We start from the raw sequence: 13,527 nt of genomic DNA, 5'->3' as shown, positions 1-13,527 counted from the left end.
CGACCCGGTGCTCGCGCCCTGCTCGAGCCCGGGGTCTGAGAATCAATCGGCCTCGCCGCCCGAAGACCGCGTGGCCGACAGCGCATCGGCCTTCAGCAGCTCGACCAGGTCGCGCGCGAAGCCGGGCAGCGCCTCGAGGCTGCGAAAGCAGATCTGCAGGTTGCGCAGGGCCCAGTCGTCCTCGAGCTGGATGACCTGGACCGCCATGTACTGCCGGTAACGCTCGGCCGAGGTGCCCGGCATGATGCTGATGCCGACGTTCGATTCGGTCATCTTGCAGCAGGCCTCGAAGTTGCCGACCTGGATGCGCGGCTTGAGCACGCGGTTCATGTCGCGGGCGATCTGGTTCAGGAACGAATGGATGGCCGTGCCCTCGTTGAGCACCACGTGCTCGTACTCGAGGGTCTCGGCGAAGGGCACCGGCGAGCGGGCCGCGAGCGCATGGCCGTCGGGCACCACCAGCACCAGCCGGTCCTCGCGATAGGGCACGACCTCGAGCCCCTCGGTGCGCACGCGCCCCGAGACGATGCCGATGTCGGTGTGGCCGTCGGACACCGCGCGCACGATGTCGCCGCTGCCGCGCTCGCGCAGGTCGACGTTCACGTCGGGATGGGTGATGAGGTAGCGGCTCATCACGGCCGGCAGGAAGTCGGTGATGGCGGTCGTGCTCGCGAACACGCGCAGATGGCCCTTGATGCCGCTCGCGTACTCCTGCAGGTCGTTGCGCAGGTGCTCGAGCTGCCCGACCACCAGGCGCGCGTGATAGGCCAGCGCCTGGCCCGGCGGCGAGAGGGTCACGCCCTGGCTGCTGCGGTACAGCAGCTTGGTGCCCACGCTTTCCTCGAGGTTCTTGACGCGGATGCTCGCCGCCGAGACCGACATGAACGTGGCCTCGGCGCCGCGCGTGAGGCTGTTGGCCTCGGCGATGGCCAGGAACAGCCGCAGGTCTACCAGATCGAAATGGATCATCTTGCTTTCCGACTTTGCCCCTCGCCCGCCGCCGCCCTTGCCTGCGTCAACGAGGAACGACAGGCTCCAGCAGAGGACCGACGCGCGGCACCGACATCAGCGACCAGACCCAGCCGATGACGCTCTGCATCTCGGCGGCCGTGGCGCCGTGGCGGTAGAGCGCCAGGCGCGTCGCCTTCTCTTCCAGTTCATGGCGCTCGAGGGTGTTGCCGGGATCGCCCTTGGGTTCGTCGACGCGGCCCTCGAGACGACGGCCGTCGATGGTATCAACATGCACCTTGCCGATCCATCGCGCCGGGTAGGCTTGGTCCACCTCGGGGTCGAGGACCATGCTGACCTTGTCGTGGAAGGCCGAGACCGCGGCGTCCTTGAAGTGCCCGTCGAACTCCGCCAGGCCCGCGCGGCCATGCACGGCCACCAGGCCGAGCACGGTGCCCATCGAGAACTTCGACTGGTGCACGGTCTGCGGATCCGTGACCGGGCCGAGGACGTCGATGGCCGCCTGGTGCACCTGCGCCGTCACCGCCTTCACGTCGCCGGCCGCGAGCTGGTGGCGCAGCAGGATCTGCTGCAGCGCATCGGCCGCGGGATGCGTGTGGCGGCACGAGGCGTGGAACTTGAACGAGGTCTCGGGCAGCGCCCAGCGCGTGCCGAGGCCGTCCGTGAGCCGGGCCGGATCGGCATCGCTCGACATGCCCGCGGCCATGCCCTGCGCGCCGGTCAGGATGCGCCGCGCGCCCGTGAAGTCGTCCTTGGCGAGGTAGGCGGCCGTGAGGCCGGCGCCGGCCGCGTGGGCCGTGTGCAGCTGCTTGGAATCGGCGGCATCGCGCAGGAACTCCCACAGGCCCGAGGCCTGGGTGCCCGCGGAACCGATCGCATGCAGCATCTGGTCGGGCGTGAGCGCCAGCAGGTGGCCGGCCGTCACCGCGGCGGCCACGGCACCCGCGGTGCCGGTGGTGTGGAAGATCTTGTAGTGCGAGCGGCCCAGGAACTCGCCGACGCGGATGCCGACCTCGTAGCCGGCGACCGCCGCGGTCAGCAGCTGCGCGCCGCTGAGGCCATGCGCCTGGGCGATCGCGAGCGCCACCGGGAACACCACGGCCGCCGGATGGAACACCGAGCCGTTGTGCACGTCGTCCTGCTCGGCGAAGTGCGAGGCCGCGGCATTCGCCATCGCGGCCATCAGGGGGCTGGAGCGCGTGCGGTGGATCAGGATCTCGCTGCGGCCGTCGCCCGCGCCCATGGCGGACGCGAAGCGGGTGATGGTCTCGACCGGGCGCGCGCCCTTGCCGGCCAGCGCCGAGCCGATCCAGTCGAGGAACAGGTCCTCGGCGCGGCGCAGCACGGCCGGCGGGATGTCTTCGGCCTTCAGGTCGGCGGCGAAGCGCGCCAGGATGGACTCGGGGGTGTTCGAGGTCGTCATGTCGGATGTTCTTTCAGAGGATCTGGCTGGCACGCAGGCGCGCGATGTCTTCGGGACCATAGCCCAGCGCTTGCAGGATGGCATCGGTGTGCTCGCCGAGCGCGGGAACCGGGTCCATGCGCGGCGCGAAGCGATCGTTGTCGGCTGGCGGCTTCAGCGCCGGGATCGGCCCGACGGGCGAGCCCACCTCGAGCCAGCGCTCCCGAGCGCGCAGCTGGGGATGGGCCCACACGTCGGCGATGTCGTTGACGCTGGCGTTGCCGATGTGGGCGGCATCGAGGCGCTCGATGCACTGGGCCGCCGTCAGCGGCTGCAGCAGCGACTCGATGAGCTGCTTGAGCTCCACCCGGTGCGCGCTGCGCTTGGCATTGGCATCGAAGCGCTCGTCGGTGGCCAGTTCCGGGTGCGCGAGCACCTGTTCGCAGAAGGCCTTCCATTCCCGCTCGTTCTGCAGGCCGAACAGCACGGTCTTGCCGTCGCCCGCCATGAACGGGCCGTAGGGATAGATGCTCGGATGGCTGGCGCCCGCGCGCGCAGCCTGCGCCTGGCCCTCGAAGCCGTAGTAGAGCGGGTTGCCCATCCATTCGGCGAGGCACTCGAGCATCGACACGTCGATGTGGCTGCCCTCGCCGGTGATGCCGCGCTGGATCAGCGCGGCCAGCACCGCGCTGTAGGCATACATGCCGGCGGCGATGTCGGCCACCGAGATGCCGGCGCGCGCCATCTCCTCGGGCGAACCGGTCACCGACAGCAGGCCCGCCTCGGCCTGGATCAGCAGGTCGTAGGCCTTCTTGTCGCGGAACGGTCCCGCGCTGCCGTAGCCCGAGATGTCGCAGACGATCAGGCGCTTGTGCGTGGGGCGCAGCGCTTCCTCGGACAGGCCGAGCCGCGCCGCGGCGCCGGGCGCCAGGTTCTGCACCAGCACGTCGGCCTGGCCCAGCAGTTTGGCCAGCACCTGCCGCGCCTCGGGATGCTTGACGTCGAGGGTGATGCTTTCCTTGGACCGGTTGATCCAGACGAAATAGGAGGCCTCGCCCCGCACGCGCCGGTCGTAGGCGCGTGCGAAGTCGCCGGCGCCCGGGCGCTCGATCTTGATGACCCGCGCACCCATGTCCGCGAGCTGGCGCGTGGCGAAGGGCGCCGCCACCGCGTGCTCGAGCGTGACGACGGTGATGCCTTCGAGCGGGCGCCTGCCTTGGGTTCGCGTCATGGCGCTCAGAAGGAACGCGGCAGGCCGAGCAGGTGCTCCGCCACGTATGCGTAGATCAGGTTGGTGGAGATCGGCGCGACCTGGTAGAGGCGCGTCTCGCGGAACTTGCGCTCGATGTCGTATTCGTTCGCGAAGCCGAAGCCGCCATGGAACTGCAGGCAGGTGTTGGCCGCTTCCCAGCTCGCCTTGGCCGCCAGGTACTTCGCCATGTTGGCCTGCGCGCCGCAGGGCTGGTGCGCATCGAACAGCTCGCAGGCCTTGAAGCGCATGAGGTTGGCGGCCTCGACCTCGATGTAGGCGTCGGCGATCGGGAACTGCACGCCCTGGTTCTGGCCGATCGGGCGGCCGAATACCACGCGCTCGTTGACGTACTTCGTCACGCGGTCGATGAACCAGTAGCCGTCGCCGATGCACTCGGCCGCGATCAGCGTGCGCTCGGCATTGAGCCCGTCGAGGATGTACTTGAAGCCCTGGCCTTCCTCGCCGATCAGGTTCTCGGCCGGAATCTCGAGGTTCTCGAAGAACAGCTCGTTGGTCTCGTGGTTCACCATGTTCGGGATCGGTCGCACCGTCATCCCGCTCTTCTCGGCGGCGCGCAGGTCGACCAGGAAGATCGACATGCCCTCGGACTTCTTCTTGACCTCGGCCAGCGGCGTGGTGCGCGCGAGCAGGATCATCCAGTCGGAGTGCTGCACGCGCGAGATCCAGACCTTCTGGCCGTTGACGACGTAGCGGTCGCCCTTCTTCACGGCCGTGGTCTTGATCTTGGTGGTGTCGGTGCCGGTCGTGGGCTCGGTCACGCCCATGGACTGCAGGCGCCATTCGCCCGAGGCGATCTTGGGCAGGTAGAGCTGCTTCTGCTGCTCGGAGCCGTGCCGCAGCAGCGTGCCCATGTTGTACATCTGGCCGTGGCAGGCACCGGAGTTGCCGCCCGAGCGGTTGATCTCCTCCATGATCACCGAGGCCTCGGTCAGGCCCAGGCCCGAGCCGCCGTACTCGGCGGGGATCAGCGCCGCGAGCCAGCCGGCCTTGGTCAGCGCATCGACGAAGGCCTCGGGGTAGGCGCGCTGCTCGTCGATCTTGCGGTGGTATTCGTCGGGGAACTCGGCGCAGAGTGCGCGCACGGCATCGCGGATGTCTTGGTACTTGTCGACGGCGTTCTTCGTCATTGGATCGCTGCTTGGGGTTAGAAAAAACTGGCGCGGGCTTCCATCGCCAGCACACCGTCATGGTTGCGTGCCCACAGCGTCTGGGAACCGTCGGCCTGGGCCTTGCCGCACAGCTCGAAGGCGGCGGTGTCGAACAGGGGATGCACGGCCCGGAAGGCGAAGCCGCGCACGCGACGCTGCGGCAGCCGGCGGCTCGCGAGCCCCAGCAGCAGCGTGGCCACCATCGGGCCATGGACCACCAGGCCCGGGTAGCCCTCCACCTCGGTGGCGTAGGGCCGGTCGTAGTGGATGCGGTGGCCGTTGAAGGTCAGCGCGGAGTAGCGGAACAGCAGCACCGGATCGGGCTCGACGGTCTCGCGGTAGTCCTCGTCCGTCGCCGCCTTCGTTCCCGCCGGGGCGGGCGCGCCCGCGGCCGGCATGTCGCGGTAGACGATGTCCTGCTCCTCGGTGATGGCGAGGCCCCGGGCATTCGAGATCTCATGGCGGACCTTGACGAAGACCAGCGGCCCGCTCTTGCCGTCCTTGGCATCCACGTCGAGGATCCGCGACTGGCGCGTGATCTCGTCGCCCACCTGCAGCGGATGGTGGAACTGCAGCTCGCCGCCGGCCCACATGCGGCGCGGCAGCGCGATCGGCGGCAGGAAGCCGCCGCGCAGCGGGTGGCCGTCGACGCCGATCTGGTCCTGGCGCGCCAGCGGGATGAAGTGCAGCCAGTGCCACAACGGGGGCACGTCGCTGCCCAGGTTGAACGCGAGGTCGTCCCGGTCGAACGTGGCGGCCAGCGCCGACAGGGACGCGGCGCCCACGTCGTCGCCCCTGCGCTCGGTGCGGCCGATCCAGGCCCGGAGGTCGACGGAGGTCTCGGTAGTCATGGCCGCAGCATTGCCCGATCCGGCGGAACGCGCAATTTGCCATTCGCAAAGTGCGCCTTGTTGGGCATTCAACGCGCCGGCAGCCGCCCGGTGCCGGACGCCTTCGCGCCCATGCCATCGGGGTCAGTGCCCGGCCGGCCGCGCCTCCTCGGCATCGAAGGCGCCGCGCCCGCCGCGCTGCAGCCGCAGCCCATAGCCGCGGATCTTCGCGTAGAGCGTGGGCTTGGCGATGCCGAGCCGGCGCGCGGTCTCGGTCACGTTGAAGCCGCAGGCACGCAGCGCATTCGCGATCGCCTCCTTCTCGACCTCCTCGAGCGTGCGCACCTCGGAGGCCGGGCGCACCGGCGGCGGCGGCGCGGCGTCGGGCTTCGGGCCGCCGGAGAACCATGCGGGCAGGTCGTCGACGCAGGCTGTCTCGGCATCGGTCATGTTCACCAGCCGCTCGACGGTGTTCTCGAGCTCGCGCACGTTGCCGGGCCACGGATGCGCGACCAGCCGCTGCATCAGGGCCGGCGAGACGCGGAAGACGTTCTTGCGCAGCAGCTGCGCGTACTTGCGCAGGAAGTGGTGCACCAGCACCGGCACGTCCTCGGGCCGCTCGCGCAGCGAGGGCAGCTCGATGCCGATCACGTGGCAGCGGTAGTAGAGGTCCTCGCGGAACTCGCGCCGCTCGATCATGGCCTGCAGGTCGCGGTTGCTGGCCGAGATCACGCGCACGTCGATCGGGATGCTGCGCGTGTCGCCCACGCGCACCACCTCGCGCTCCTGCAGCACGCGCAGCAGCTTGGCCTGCACGTCGATCGGCAGCTCGGAGATCTCGTCGAGGAAGATGGTGCCGCTGCTGGCCGCCTCGAACTTGCCGGGCCGGCCCTCGCGCGTGGCGCCCGTGAAGCTGCCGGGCGCATAGCCGAACAGCTCGCTCTCGATCAGGTCGCGCGGCAGCGCGGCGCAGTTGATCGCGATGAAAGGCCCCGGGGCGCGCGCGCTGGCGTTGTGGATGGCCTGGGCGAAGACCTCCTTGCCGACGCCGCTCTGGCCGATCAGCAGCACGTTGGCGAAACCGCGCGCGGCCTTGCGCGCGGCCTCGACGGCCGCCACCAGCGGCGGCGCCGTGCCCACCACGTCGTCGAAGCTGTAGCGCGCATGGTTGCCCGCGATGCGGTCGGCCATGCGGCGCGCGCGCTGGATCTCGCGAAAGGAATTCACGATCGACACCACCTGGCCCGCCGCGTTCTTGATCGGCACCGCGGTGTCGACCAGGTGCAGGTGCCGCTGCGGCGAGTCGATGATCAGCTCGCGGTCGATGTAGCCCTCGCCGGTTTCCAGCAGCGGCTGGATGATCGGCGCGAAATCGAGCAGCGAACCGAAGGGCTTGCCGATGCTCTCGCGCGGATGCAGGCTCAGGATGCGGCCGGCCGCGGCATTCATGTGCTTGACGATCAGCTCGCGGTCGACCACCAGCAGGCCGTCGGTGATGTGCTCGACGATCGCCGACTGCTCCTGCAGCAACGCGCCCTGCTGCTCGGCCACCAGCTCGGCCGAATGCGCCGCGGCCCACAGGTGGGCCAGCAGGCGCAGTTCGTCGCCGAGCTCCGCGCTGTCCGGCCGCGCGAGCAGCGCCACGAACAGCGCTTCGCCGCTCTTCGAGTCGGCGGCACGCAGGTGCAGGCGATCGAAGCCCCGCGGCTGCGCCACCGGCACGCAGGGCGCCCACGCGGCAGCACCCTCGGCCGGCAGCACGGCCATCAGCGCCGAGGCCTCGATGCCGGGCGCGGTCCAGGCGCGCCGCAGCACGCGCCCCGCGCCGAACAGCAGCGCGCCGTGGCCCTGGGCGACCGCCCGCTCGACCAGCACGTCCCAGACCTCGTCGAGCATCGGCGTCATCGCGTTCCTTGTCCTCGTCAGCCCGGTGCGCGCGGCGAGGACGCCGCGGCCGACCGGTCGCGCCGATTCTGCCAAGGAAGCGCGGGCGGCGGAACGCTGGCGCCATCCGCCGGGGCGCGCGCGCTCACGGCTTGCGCTCGACCGGCACCAGCTTGCCGCCGGCGATCTGGTAGGCCGTGACCGGCGCCTTGAGCCACTCGCCGGTGGCATCGAACTGCACCGGGCCGAGCATCGAATCCATCTTCAGCGTCTTCAGCGCGGCCGTGACCTTCTTCGGCTCGTCGCTGCCGGCCTGCTGCATCGCGCGCGCGATCACCAGCGTCGCCACGTAGAAGGCCGGCGCATAGGCATCGATCGGCGCGTCGAAGGTCTTCGTGAAGCGCTCGCGGAAGGCCGGGCCGCCCGGCAGGCTGTCGAGCGGGCGCCCGCTCTGCGCGCAGAAGTAGCGGCCTTCGAGCAGCTTGCCGCCCAGCGGCACCACCTCGGCCGTGCAGATGCCGTCGCCGCCGAGCAGCAGCGCGTTGATGTCGAGCTGGCGCATCTGGCGCGCGACGCCCGCGCCCTGCGCGTAGTAGCCGCCGAGGAACACCGCCTCGGGCGCGAGCCCCTTGAACTTGGTCAGGATGGCGGTGAAGTCGGTGGCCTTGTCGTTGGTGAATTCGCGCCCCACCACCTCGAGGCCCAGCCCCTTGGCGGTCTGCACGAAGATGTCGGCCACGCCGGTGCCGTAGGCGGTGCGGTCGTCGATCACCGCCACCTTCCGCAGGCCGCGCGCGGCGGCGAACTCGGCCATGGCCGCGCCCATCACGTTGTCGTTGGCCGCGAGCCGGAAGATGCTCGCGAAGCCCTGGCGCGTGAGCTGCGGGTTCGAGGACGCGCCCGTGATCATCGGGATGTCCTCCTGGCTGTAGATGCGCGAGGCGGGAATCGAGACGCCCGAGTTGTAGTGACCGATGACCGCGCGCACGCCGGTGTCGACCATCTTCTGCGCCACCTGGGTGCCGGTGCGCGGGTCGCCCTGGTCGTCCTCCGAGACCAGCTCGAAGCGCGCGCGCTTGCCGCCGATGCGGAAGTCCTGCGCGTTGAGATCGGCGATGGCGAGCTTCACGCCGCGCTCGTTGTCGCGGCCCGCGTTGGCCTGCGGACCGCTGAGCGGGCCGGCATGGCCGATCTTGACGACCAGTTCCTGCGCGCTGGCGGGCAGGAGGGAGGCCCACAGGCCCAGGGAAGCAGCAAGAAGCAGGAAACGGCGCATGTTCTGTACCTCGAAGTGAATGGAAGAAACCGACTAGTCCAGGAGGGCGAGCACGCCCTCGAGGGTGGGGAACTCGTGGTCGGGCCGCGGTTGCCAGACGCTCAGCCGCTCGGCGCCGCGGTTGATCCAGGCCACCTGCATGCCCAGCGGCTTGGCGCCGTCGATGTCGGCCCAGCTCGCGAGCGAGCAGTGCAGCACCGACTCCGCCGGCACCGCGAGGCGGTCGAGCGCGAGCCTGAAGATCGATTCCGAGGGCTTGTAGGCCCGTGCCATCTCGGCCGTGGTGACCTGGTCGAAGAAGCGCACGAGCTGGCTGCGCTGCCACAGGTCGCTGTCCATGTTCGTGATGGGCATCAGCGGAAAGCGCTCGGCCAGCCGTTGCAGGATGGCCTCGACCTCGGGATGGGGCGGCGCCGACTCGACCAGGTGGCCGAGGTACAGCTCGTTGAGCAGGTCGATGTCGAGCCGCGCCGTGACGCCGAGCTCGATGGCCTCGAGCGTCTCGCGCAGCGCCTCGCGCGCCACCTGGCGGTAGGGGCGCCAGCGCCCGCCGCGGTAGCGCTGCACGTTGCGGATGTCCCAGTCGAGGTAGAGCTCGAACAGCGGCCGCTCGGTGCGCAGGCCGGCTTCGGCCAGCACGGCCTCGATGCCGGCCATGCCGCCGCGGTCGACGTCGACCAGGGTTCCGAAGTAGTCGAAGGTGATGGCGCGGACGTTCATCGCGGTCTCCCTGTTCAGGCGCGACGCCCGAACTTCAGCACGCGCTCGGCGGCATCGGGCGTGGCGAAGGCGGCCACGGTGGCCTCCTGCTCGAGCTCGAGCGCCACCGCGAGGTTCGACTGCGCCTGCATCGTCACCACGCGCTTGAGCCGCGACACCGAACCCTGCGACTTCGAGGCCACCACCGCCGCCACCTCGAAGGCGCGCGCCAGCACCCGCTCCGGCGGCACCACCCAGTTCGCGAGCCCCAGCCGCAGCAGGTCGGCGGCCGACTGGCGCTCGCCCAGCAGCCAGAGCTCCATCGCGCGCTGGTGGCCCACGGCCTGCGGCAGCAGCCAGGTCACGCCGCCGGTCACGAACTGGCCCCAGTCCATTTCCGGGAAGAAGCACACCAGGTCCTCGGAAGCCACCACCAGGTCGCAGTTCAGCAGCCATTCGAAGCCGCCGCCGACCGCGAAGCCGTGGATCGCGCCGACCACCGGCGTGCCGCCGAACATCAGGTCGCGCGTGATGGTCTGGATGCGCTCGATGTGATGGCGGATCGAGGCCGGCGTGCGCGTCTGCTCGCCGAACTCCTTGAGGTCGTCGCCGGCGCAGAAGGCCCGGCCCGCGCCCGAGAACACGATCGCGCGCACGTCGGTCGAGGACTGCGCCTCGCGCAGCGCCTCGTGCAGGTCGTCGAGCACCACGGCGCTGATGGCGTTGAGGCGCTCGGGCCGCTGCAGCCGCACGTGCGCGATGCCGTCGCTGGTTTCGAGGGTGACGTAGTTCATGGCGAAAAATCCTTTGCTCGTTCGTTCGTTGGTCTCGGGCCGGTCTTCAGTGCTTCTCGACCCACTGGGTCTTGCCGTCGGTGCGTTCGTAGAACTCGAACGGCACCATCTCCACCAGCGCACTGGCGCCCGCGCGCTCGCGCACCGCGATCTCCAGCCGGCGCGCGGCCGCTTCCCAGTCGGCCGGCGCGAGCCCCGCGGCCGCTTCGGCGCGCAGCTCGACGCGGTCGTAGGGGCCGGGCCCGCGCAGCACGATGCGAAAGTGCCCCGAGCTCAGCGCGGGCAGCGATTCGATCGCCGCGCGCACCGCGCTCGGGAACACGTTGATGCCGCGCACGTTGAACATGTCGTCGGTGCGCCCGCTGACGCGGAAGCGCCAGGCAGTGCGGCCGTCGGGACCGGGCTCGGTGCCGGTCACCGTCACCACGTCGCGCGTGCGGTAGCGCACCAGCGGCTGGCACTCCTTGCGCAGGTGGGTGCAGACCAGCTCGCCGACAGTGCCTTCGCGGATCGGCAGCCGCTGCAGGGTGGCGGGATCGAGGATCTCGGCGAACACCACGTCGCCGGCATGGAACAGCAGGTCGGTGGTCCAGTCGGTCTGGCCGCCGAGGATGCTCATCACCTCCGACAGGCCGAAGTTCGCATTGCGCACCTTGAAGCCCCAGCGCGCCTCCATCTGCGCGCGGAACTCGGCGTTGTCGAGCCCCGCCTCGCCGCCGAACAGGCCCAGCTTCAACCCCAGGTCGGCCGGCTGCAGCCCTGGATAGTGCTGGCGCAGCACGCTCTCGAGCAGCGCCGGATAGGACGGCGTGCACGAGATCGCCGTGATCCTCAGGTCGAGGATGGCATCGATCAACTGCCGCGTGTTGCCCACGCCGAAGGGCAGCACGGTGGCACCGGCCGCCTCGAGCGTGGTGTGGTCGGTGAAGCCGCCGGTCCACATGCAGTAGTTGAGGCAATGCACCACGCGGTCGCTGGGCCGCAGGCCCGAGGCCCACATCGAGCGCCCGCCGACCTCGGCCACGATCTCGGCGTCGCGGCGCGAATTGGCGAGGATCAGCGGCCGGCCCGTGGTGCCCGAGGTGCGGTGCAGCCGCACCACGCGCTTCTCGGCGCAGGCCACGTAGTCGCCGAACGGGTAGTCGGCCTCCTGGCTCAGGCGCAGCTCGTCCTTCTCGGTCAGCGGCAGCTCCTGCAACTCGTCGAGCGTGAGCGCGCGGTCGAGCCAGCCCGACAGCTTGCGCCGGTAGAAGACCGAGCTGGTGCGCACGTAGCGCCACTGCTCGGTCCAGCGCGCTTCCTGCAGCGAGCGCAGGGTCGCGGGCGCGAGCGTCTCGACCTCGGGATGCAGCATCGCGGCGGTGCTCATCGCGCAGCCTCCACGGCGTCGTTCGCGCGGCGCAGCGCCGTGGCCTCCACCGCGGCGGCCGGCACGATCGCGCGCGAATGCTCGCCCGTGGCCACGACGCCCGCGTCGTCGCGCGCCTCGACCTCGAACACGTAGAGGCGCTTCTCGCGGCGCAGCAAGGTCGCCTTCGCGCGAACCACCTGGCCGGGCACCGTGGGCGCGCCGTGCACGAGCTGGACCCGGTGGCCGACCGACATCTCTCCCGCGCGCAGGGCGGGCACGAGGATCGCCGCGCAGGCACGCTCGAGCAGGCCGACCAGGGCCGGCGTGGCGAGCACCTGCGGATAGGCCTCGCCGCTTTCTTCGGCGAAGGCGCTGGCCAGGTGCTTCGGCGCGACGACGAGCGTGGCGCTGCCGGTCGTGCCCTCGCGAAGCGCGGGCCGGCCGTCGGGATCGGCGCCATGCGCGCCGGGTGTTTCGGGGGTGGCTGTGGTAGAGGTCATGCACACGACATGGCAAGCGCCGTGCCAACGCAATACCTCGTGCTTTGCGTGCCGAAAGCGGCGGTTTCGAGGCTTTTCAGGGCCTTTTGGCGCCCTTCAGGCGATCAGCGCGCGGCCACCGAACAACTCCTGAACGTTCAGCTTCTGAACGGTCGGCAGCATTCGACCCACCCGCCACGGTGGCGGCCGCGACGGCCGCGGAAGCCCGTCAGTGCCGGATGTCCTCGCGCCCCACCACCGCCATCAGCGTGGCCGTCATGGTCGCGATCAGCGACTCCTTCCCCTCGCGCAGCGCATAGGCACGGCCGTCGCTCACGCTGATCGTGCGGCCCGCCTTGGTCACGCCGGCACGGAACACGAAGCGCTCGCCGGCCGCCGGAGCCAGCAGGTTGATCTTGAACTCGACCGTAAGCACGGCCGCCTCGGGCGGCATCAGCGAGAAGGCCGCGTAGCCGCAGGCGCTGTCGAGCCCGGTGGCGACGATGCCGGCATGCAGGAAGCCGTGCTGCTGGGTCAGCCGTTCGGAGGCCGGCATCGCCAGCTCGACCTCGCCGGGCCGCACCTCGACCAGTTCGATGCCGAGCTCGCGCATCGCGTTCTGCCGCTCGAAGCTGGCCCTCACCCGTTGCGCATCGGCCGGGTCGATCGTCTCTCGCACCATGGAATCGCTCCGTTCATCACGTGGAAACCAGGGTGTGTACCCGCTGCCGCAGCGCCGGGTCTTGGAAGAATCGGCCAACATCGCCGCCGGCCTCGGCGCGCGAGCGCGCGGCGAAGCGACCGGGCGAGGTGCCGGCGCAGCGCTGGAAGTCGGCCGACATGTGCGACTGGTCGGCATAGCCGCGCGCCTGCGCGGTGTCGGCGAGGCTGGCCGGCGAGCGCGCGAGATCGAGCAGCGCGCCGCGAAAGCGGTGCAGCGCCTGCCAGGCCTTCGGGCCCAGGCCGACACTGGCGTCGAAGCGGCGCCGCAGCGTGCGTTGCGACACCGCAGCCATCGCCGGTGCTCCGCCGAGACGTGGGCACAGGTCGGCCGCGAGCGCATCGAGCGCATGGACCACCGCATCGAGCGATCCCTCGATGCCGATCGGCCCGAGCTCCGGCAACGCGCCGGGCGATGGCTGCGCATGCGCGCGAAAGCCGACCACCATGCCCGCGAGCGCGCGTTGCCGGGGCCGCGCGGCGGCCACGGGCCGCGACCACGAGGCCTGCCATGGCGGATCGTCGTCCGGCCGCCGCAGGTAGCGGATCTCGGAGAACGGCGTGGCGAAGCGATGCCGGCCCGGCGCGGTCAAGGTACCGTCGTCGACGAGGATGAACAGGTGGTCGAGCAGCGCGCGGTGCGCCGCGAGCGGCGCCAGCTCGACGTAGACGCTGTTGCCGCGCCCGCCGCTCACTCGGCGC

At 70.6% G+C, this 13,527-nt stretch carries 13 protein-coding genes; all 13 read right to left on the bottom strand.

The genetic code is table 11. The features are described 5' to 3' along the window. Positions 1–42 precede the first annotated feature (42 nt). Complete coding sequence (locus tag BM109_RS18770; protein ID WP_093345440.1) at positions 43–969, bottom strand: LysR family transcriptional regulator; 927 nt, start codon at positions 967–969, stop codon at positions 43–45. Positions 970–1,015: 46 nt separating this feature from the next. Beyond that, entirely contained in the window at positions 1,016–2,392 is a 1,377-nt protein-coding gene (locus BM109_RS18765) for an MmgE/PrpD family protein (RefSeq protein WP_093345437.1), read from the bottom strand. A gap of 13 nt (positions 2,393–2,405) precedes the next feature. Beyond that, positions 2,406–3,602, bottom strand: coding sequence for a CaiB/BaiF CoA transferase family protein (locus tag BM109_RS18760; RefSeq protein WP_093345435.1), 1,197 nt, complete (start codon positions 3,600–3,602; stop codon positions 2,406–2,408). Positions 3,603–3,607: 5 nt separating this feature from the next. After that, positions 3,608–4,771, bottom strand: a complete 1,164-nt coding sequence (locus BM109_RS18755) for an acyl-CoA dehydrogenase family protein (RefSeq protein WP_057590129.1) — start codon at positions 4,769–4,771, stop codon at positions 3,608–3,610. A 17-nt stretch (positions 4,772–4,788) separates the two neighbouring features. Further along, complete coding sequence (locus tag BM109_RS18750; protein ID WP_093345433.1) at positions 4,789–5,643, bottom strand: HTD2 family dehydratase; 855 nt, start codon at positions 5,641–5,643, stop codon at positions 4,789–4,791. A gap of 123 nt (positions 5,644–5,766) precedes the next feature. Beyond that, positions 5,767–7,527, bottom strand: coding sequence for a sigma-54 interaction domain-containing protein (locus tag BM109_RS18745; protein WP_093345430.1), 1,761 nt, complete (start codon positions 7,525–7,527; stop codon positions 5,767–5,769). Between the two features lie 124 nt (positions 7,528–7,651). Further along, positions 7,652–8,782 (bottom strand): branched-chain amino acid ABC transporter substrate-binding protein, encoded by a 1,131-nt coding sequence (locus BM109_RS18740; protein ID WP_093345428.1) that lies wholly within the window; start codon positions 8,780–8,782, stop codon positions 7,652–7,654. A gap of 33 nt (positions 8,783–8,815) precedes the next feature. Continuing rightward, positions 8,816–9,502: an HAD family hydrolase gene (locus BM109_RS18735; RefSeq protein ID WP_093345425.1), complete on the bottom strand. Its 687-nt coding sequence runs from the start codon at positions 9,500–9,502 to the stop codon at positions 8,816–8,818. A gap of 14 nt (positions 9,503–9,516) precedes the next feature. Further along, positions 9,517–10,275 (bottom strand): enoyl-CoA hydratase/isomerase family protein, encoded by a 759-nt coding sequence (locus BM109_RS18730; protein ID WP_093345423.1) that lies wholly within the window; start codon positions 10,273–10,275, stop codon positions 9,517–9,519. A gap of 46 nt (positions 10,276–10,321) precedes the next feature. Continuing rightward, the gene (locus tag BM109_RS18725; RefSeq protein ID WP_093345420.1) at positions 10,322–11,644 is read right to left on the bottom strand and encodes a phenylacetate--CoA ligase family protein; all 1,323 of its coding nucleotides are present in this window, start codon (positions 11,642–11,644) and stop codon (positions 10,322–10,324) included. Continuing rightward, entirely contained in the window at positions 11,641–12,126 is a 486-nt protein-coding gene (locus BM109_RS18720; RefSeq protein ID WP_256222658.1) for a thioesterase family protein, read from the bottom strand. Before BM109_RS18720 ends, BM109_RS18725 begins: the two co-directional genes overlap by 4 nt. Positions 12,127–12,334: 208 nt before the next feature. Beyond that, positions 12,335–12,787 carry a PaaI family thioesterase gene (locus tag BM109_RS18715; RefSeq protein WP_093345418.1) on the bottom strand — a complete coding sequence of 151 codons (453 nt, stop codon included), beginning with the start codon at positions 12,785–12,787 and terminating at the stop codon, positions 12,335–12,337. 16 nt (positions 12,788–12,803) lie between these two features. Then, positions 12,804–13,520 (bottom strand): helix-turn-helix transcriptional regulator, encoded by a 717-nt coding sequence (locus BM109_RS18710; RefSeq protein WP_093345416.1) that lies wholly within the window; start codon positions 13,518–13,520, stop codon positions 12,804–12,806. Between the last annotated feature and the right edge of the window lie 7 nt (positions 13,521–13,527).

This window comes from Variovorax sp. PDC80 (assembly GCF_900115375.1).
GTDB lineage: Bacteria > Pseudomonadota > Gammaproteobacteria > Burkholderiales > Burkholderiaceae_C > Variovorax.
The sequence above is the reverse complement of the archived record's forward strand: the minus strand, read 5'-3'. Positions and strand labels throughout refer to the sequence as shown.

Bases quoted from the DNA above. Each gene is read 5' to 3' on its own strand.
- BM109_RS18750 (WP_093345433.1), bottom strand. From the start codon at position 5,643: ATGACTACCGAGACCTCCGTCGACCTCCGGGCCTGGATCGGCCGCACC.
- BM109_RS18765 (WP_093345437.1), bottom strand. From the start codon at position 2,392: ATGACGACCTCGAACACCCCCGAGTCCATCCTGGCGCGCTTCGCCGCC.
- BM109_RS18735 (WP_093345425.1), bottom strand. From the start codon at position 9,502: ATGAACGTCCGCGCCATCACCTTCGACTACTTCGGAACCCTGGTCGAC.
- BM109_RS18720 (WP_256222658.1), bottom strand. From the start codon at position 12,126: ATGACCTCTACCACAGCCACCCCCGAAACACCCGGCGCGCATGGCGCC.
- BM109_RS18745 (WP_093345430.1), bottom strand. From the start codon at position 7,527: ATGACGCCGATGCTCGACGAGGTCTGGGACGTGCTGGTCGAGCGGGCG.
- BM109_RS18770 (WP_093345440.1), bottom strand. From the start codon at position 969: ATGATCCATTTCGATCTGGTAGACCTGCGGCTGTTCCTGGCCATCGCC.
- BM109_RS18730 (WP_093345423.1), bottom strand. From the start codon at position 10,275: ATGAACTACGTCACCCTCGAAACCAGCGACGGCATCGCGCACGTGCGG.
- BM109_RS18755 (WP_057590129.1), bottom strand. From the start codon at position 4,771: ATGACGAAGAACGCCGTCGACAAGTACCAAGACATCCGCGATGCCGTG.
- BM109_RS18740 (WP_093345428.1), bottom strand. From the start codon at position 8,782: ATGCGCCGTTTCCTGCTTCTTGCTGCTTCCCTGGGCCTGTGGGCCTCC.
- BM109_RS18725 (WP_093345420.1), bottom strand. From the start codon at position 11,644: ATGAGCACCGCCGCGATGCTGCATCCCGAGGTCGAGACGCTCGCGCCC.
- BM109_RS18760 (WP_093345435.1), bottom strand. From the start codon at position 3,602: ATGACGCGAACCCAAGGCAGGCGCCCGCTCGAAGGCATCACCGTCGTC.
- BM109_RS18715 (WP_093345418.1), bottom strand. From the start codon at position 12,787: ATGGTGCGAGAGACGATCGACCCGGCCGATGCGCAACGGGTGAGGGCC.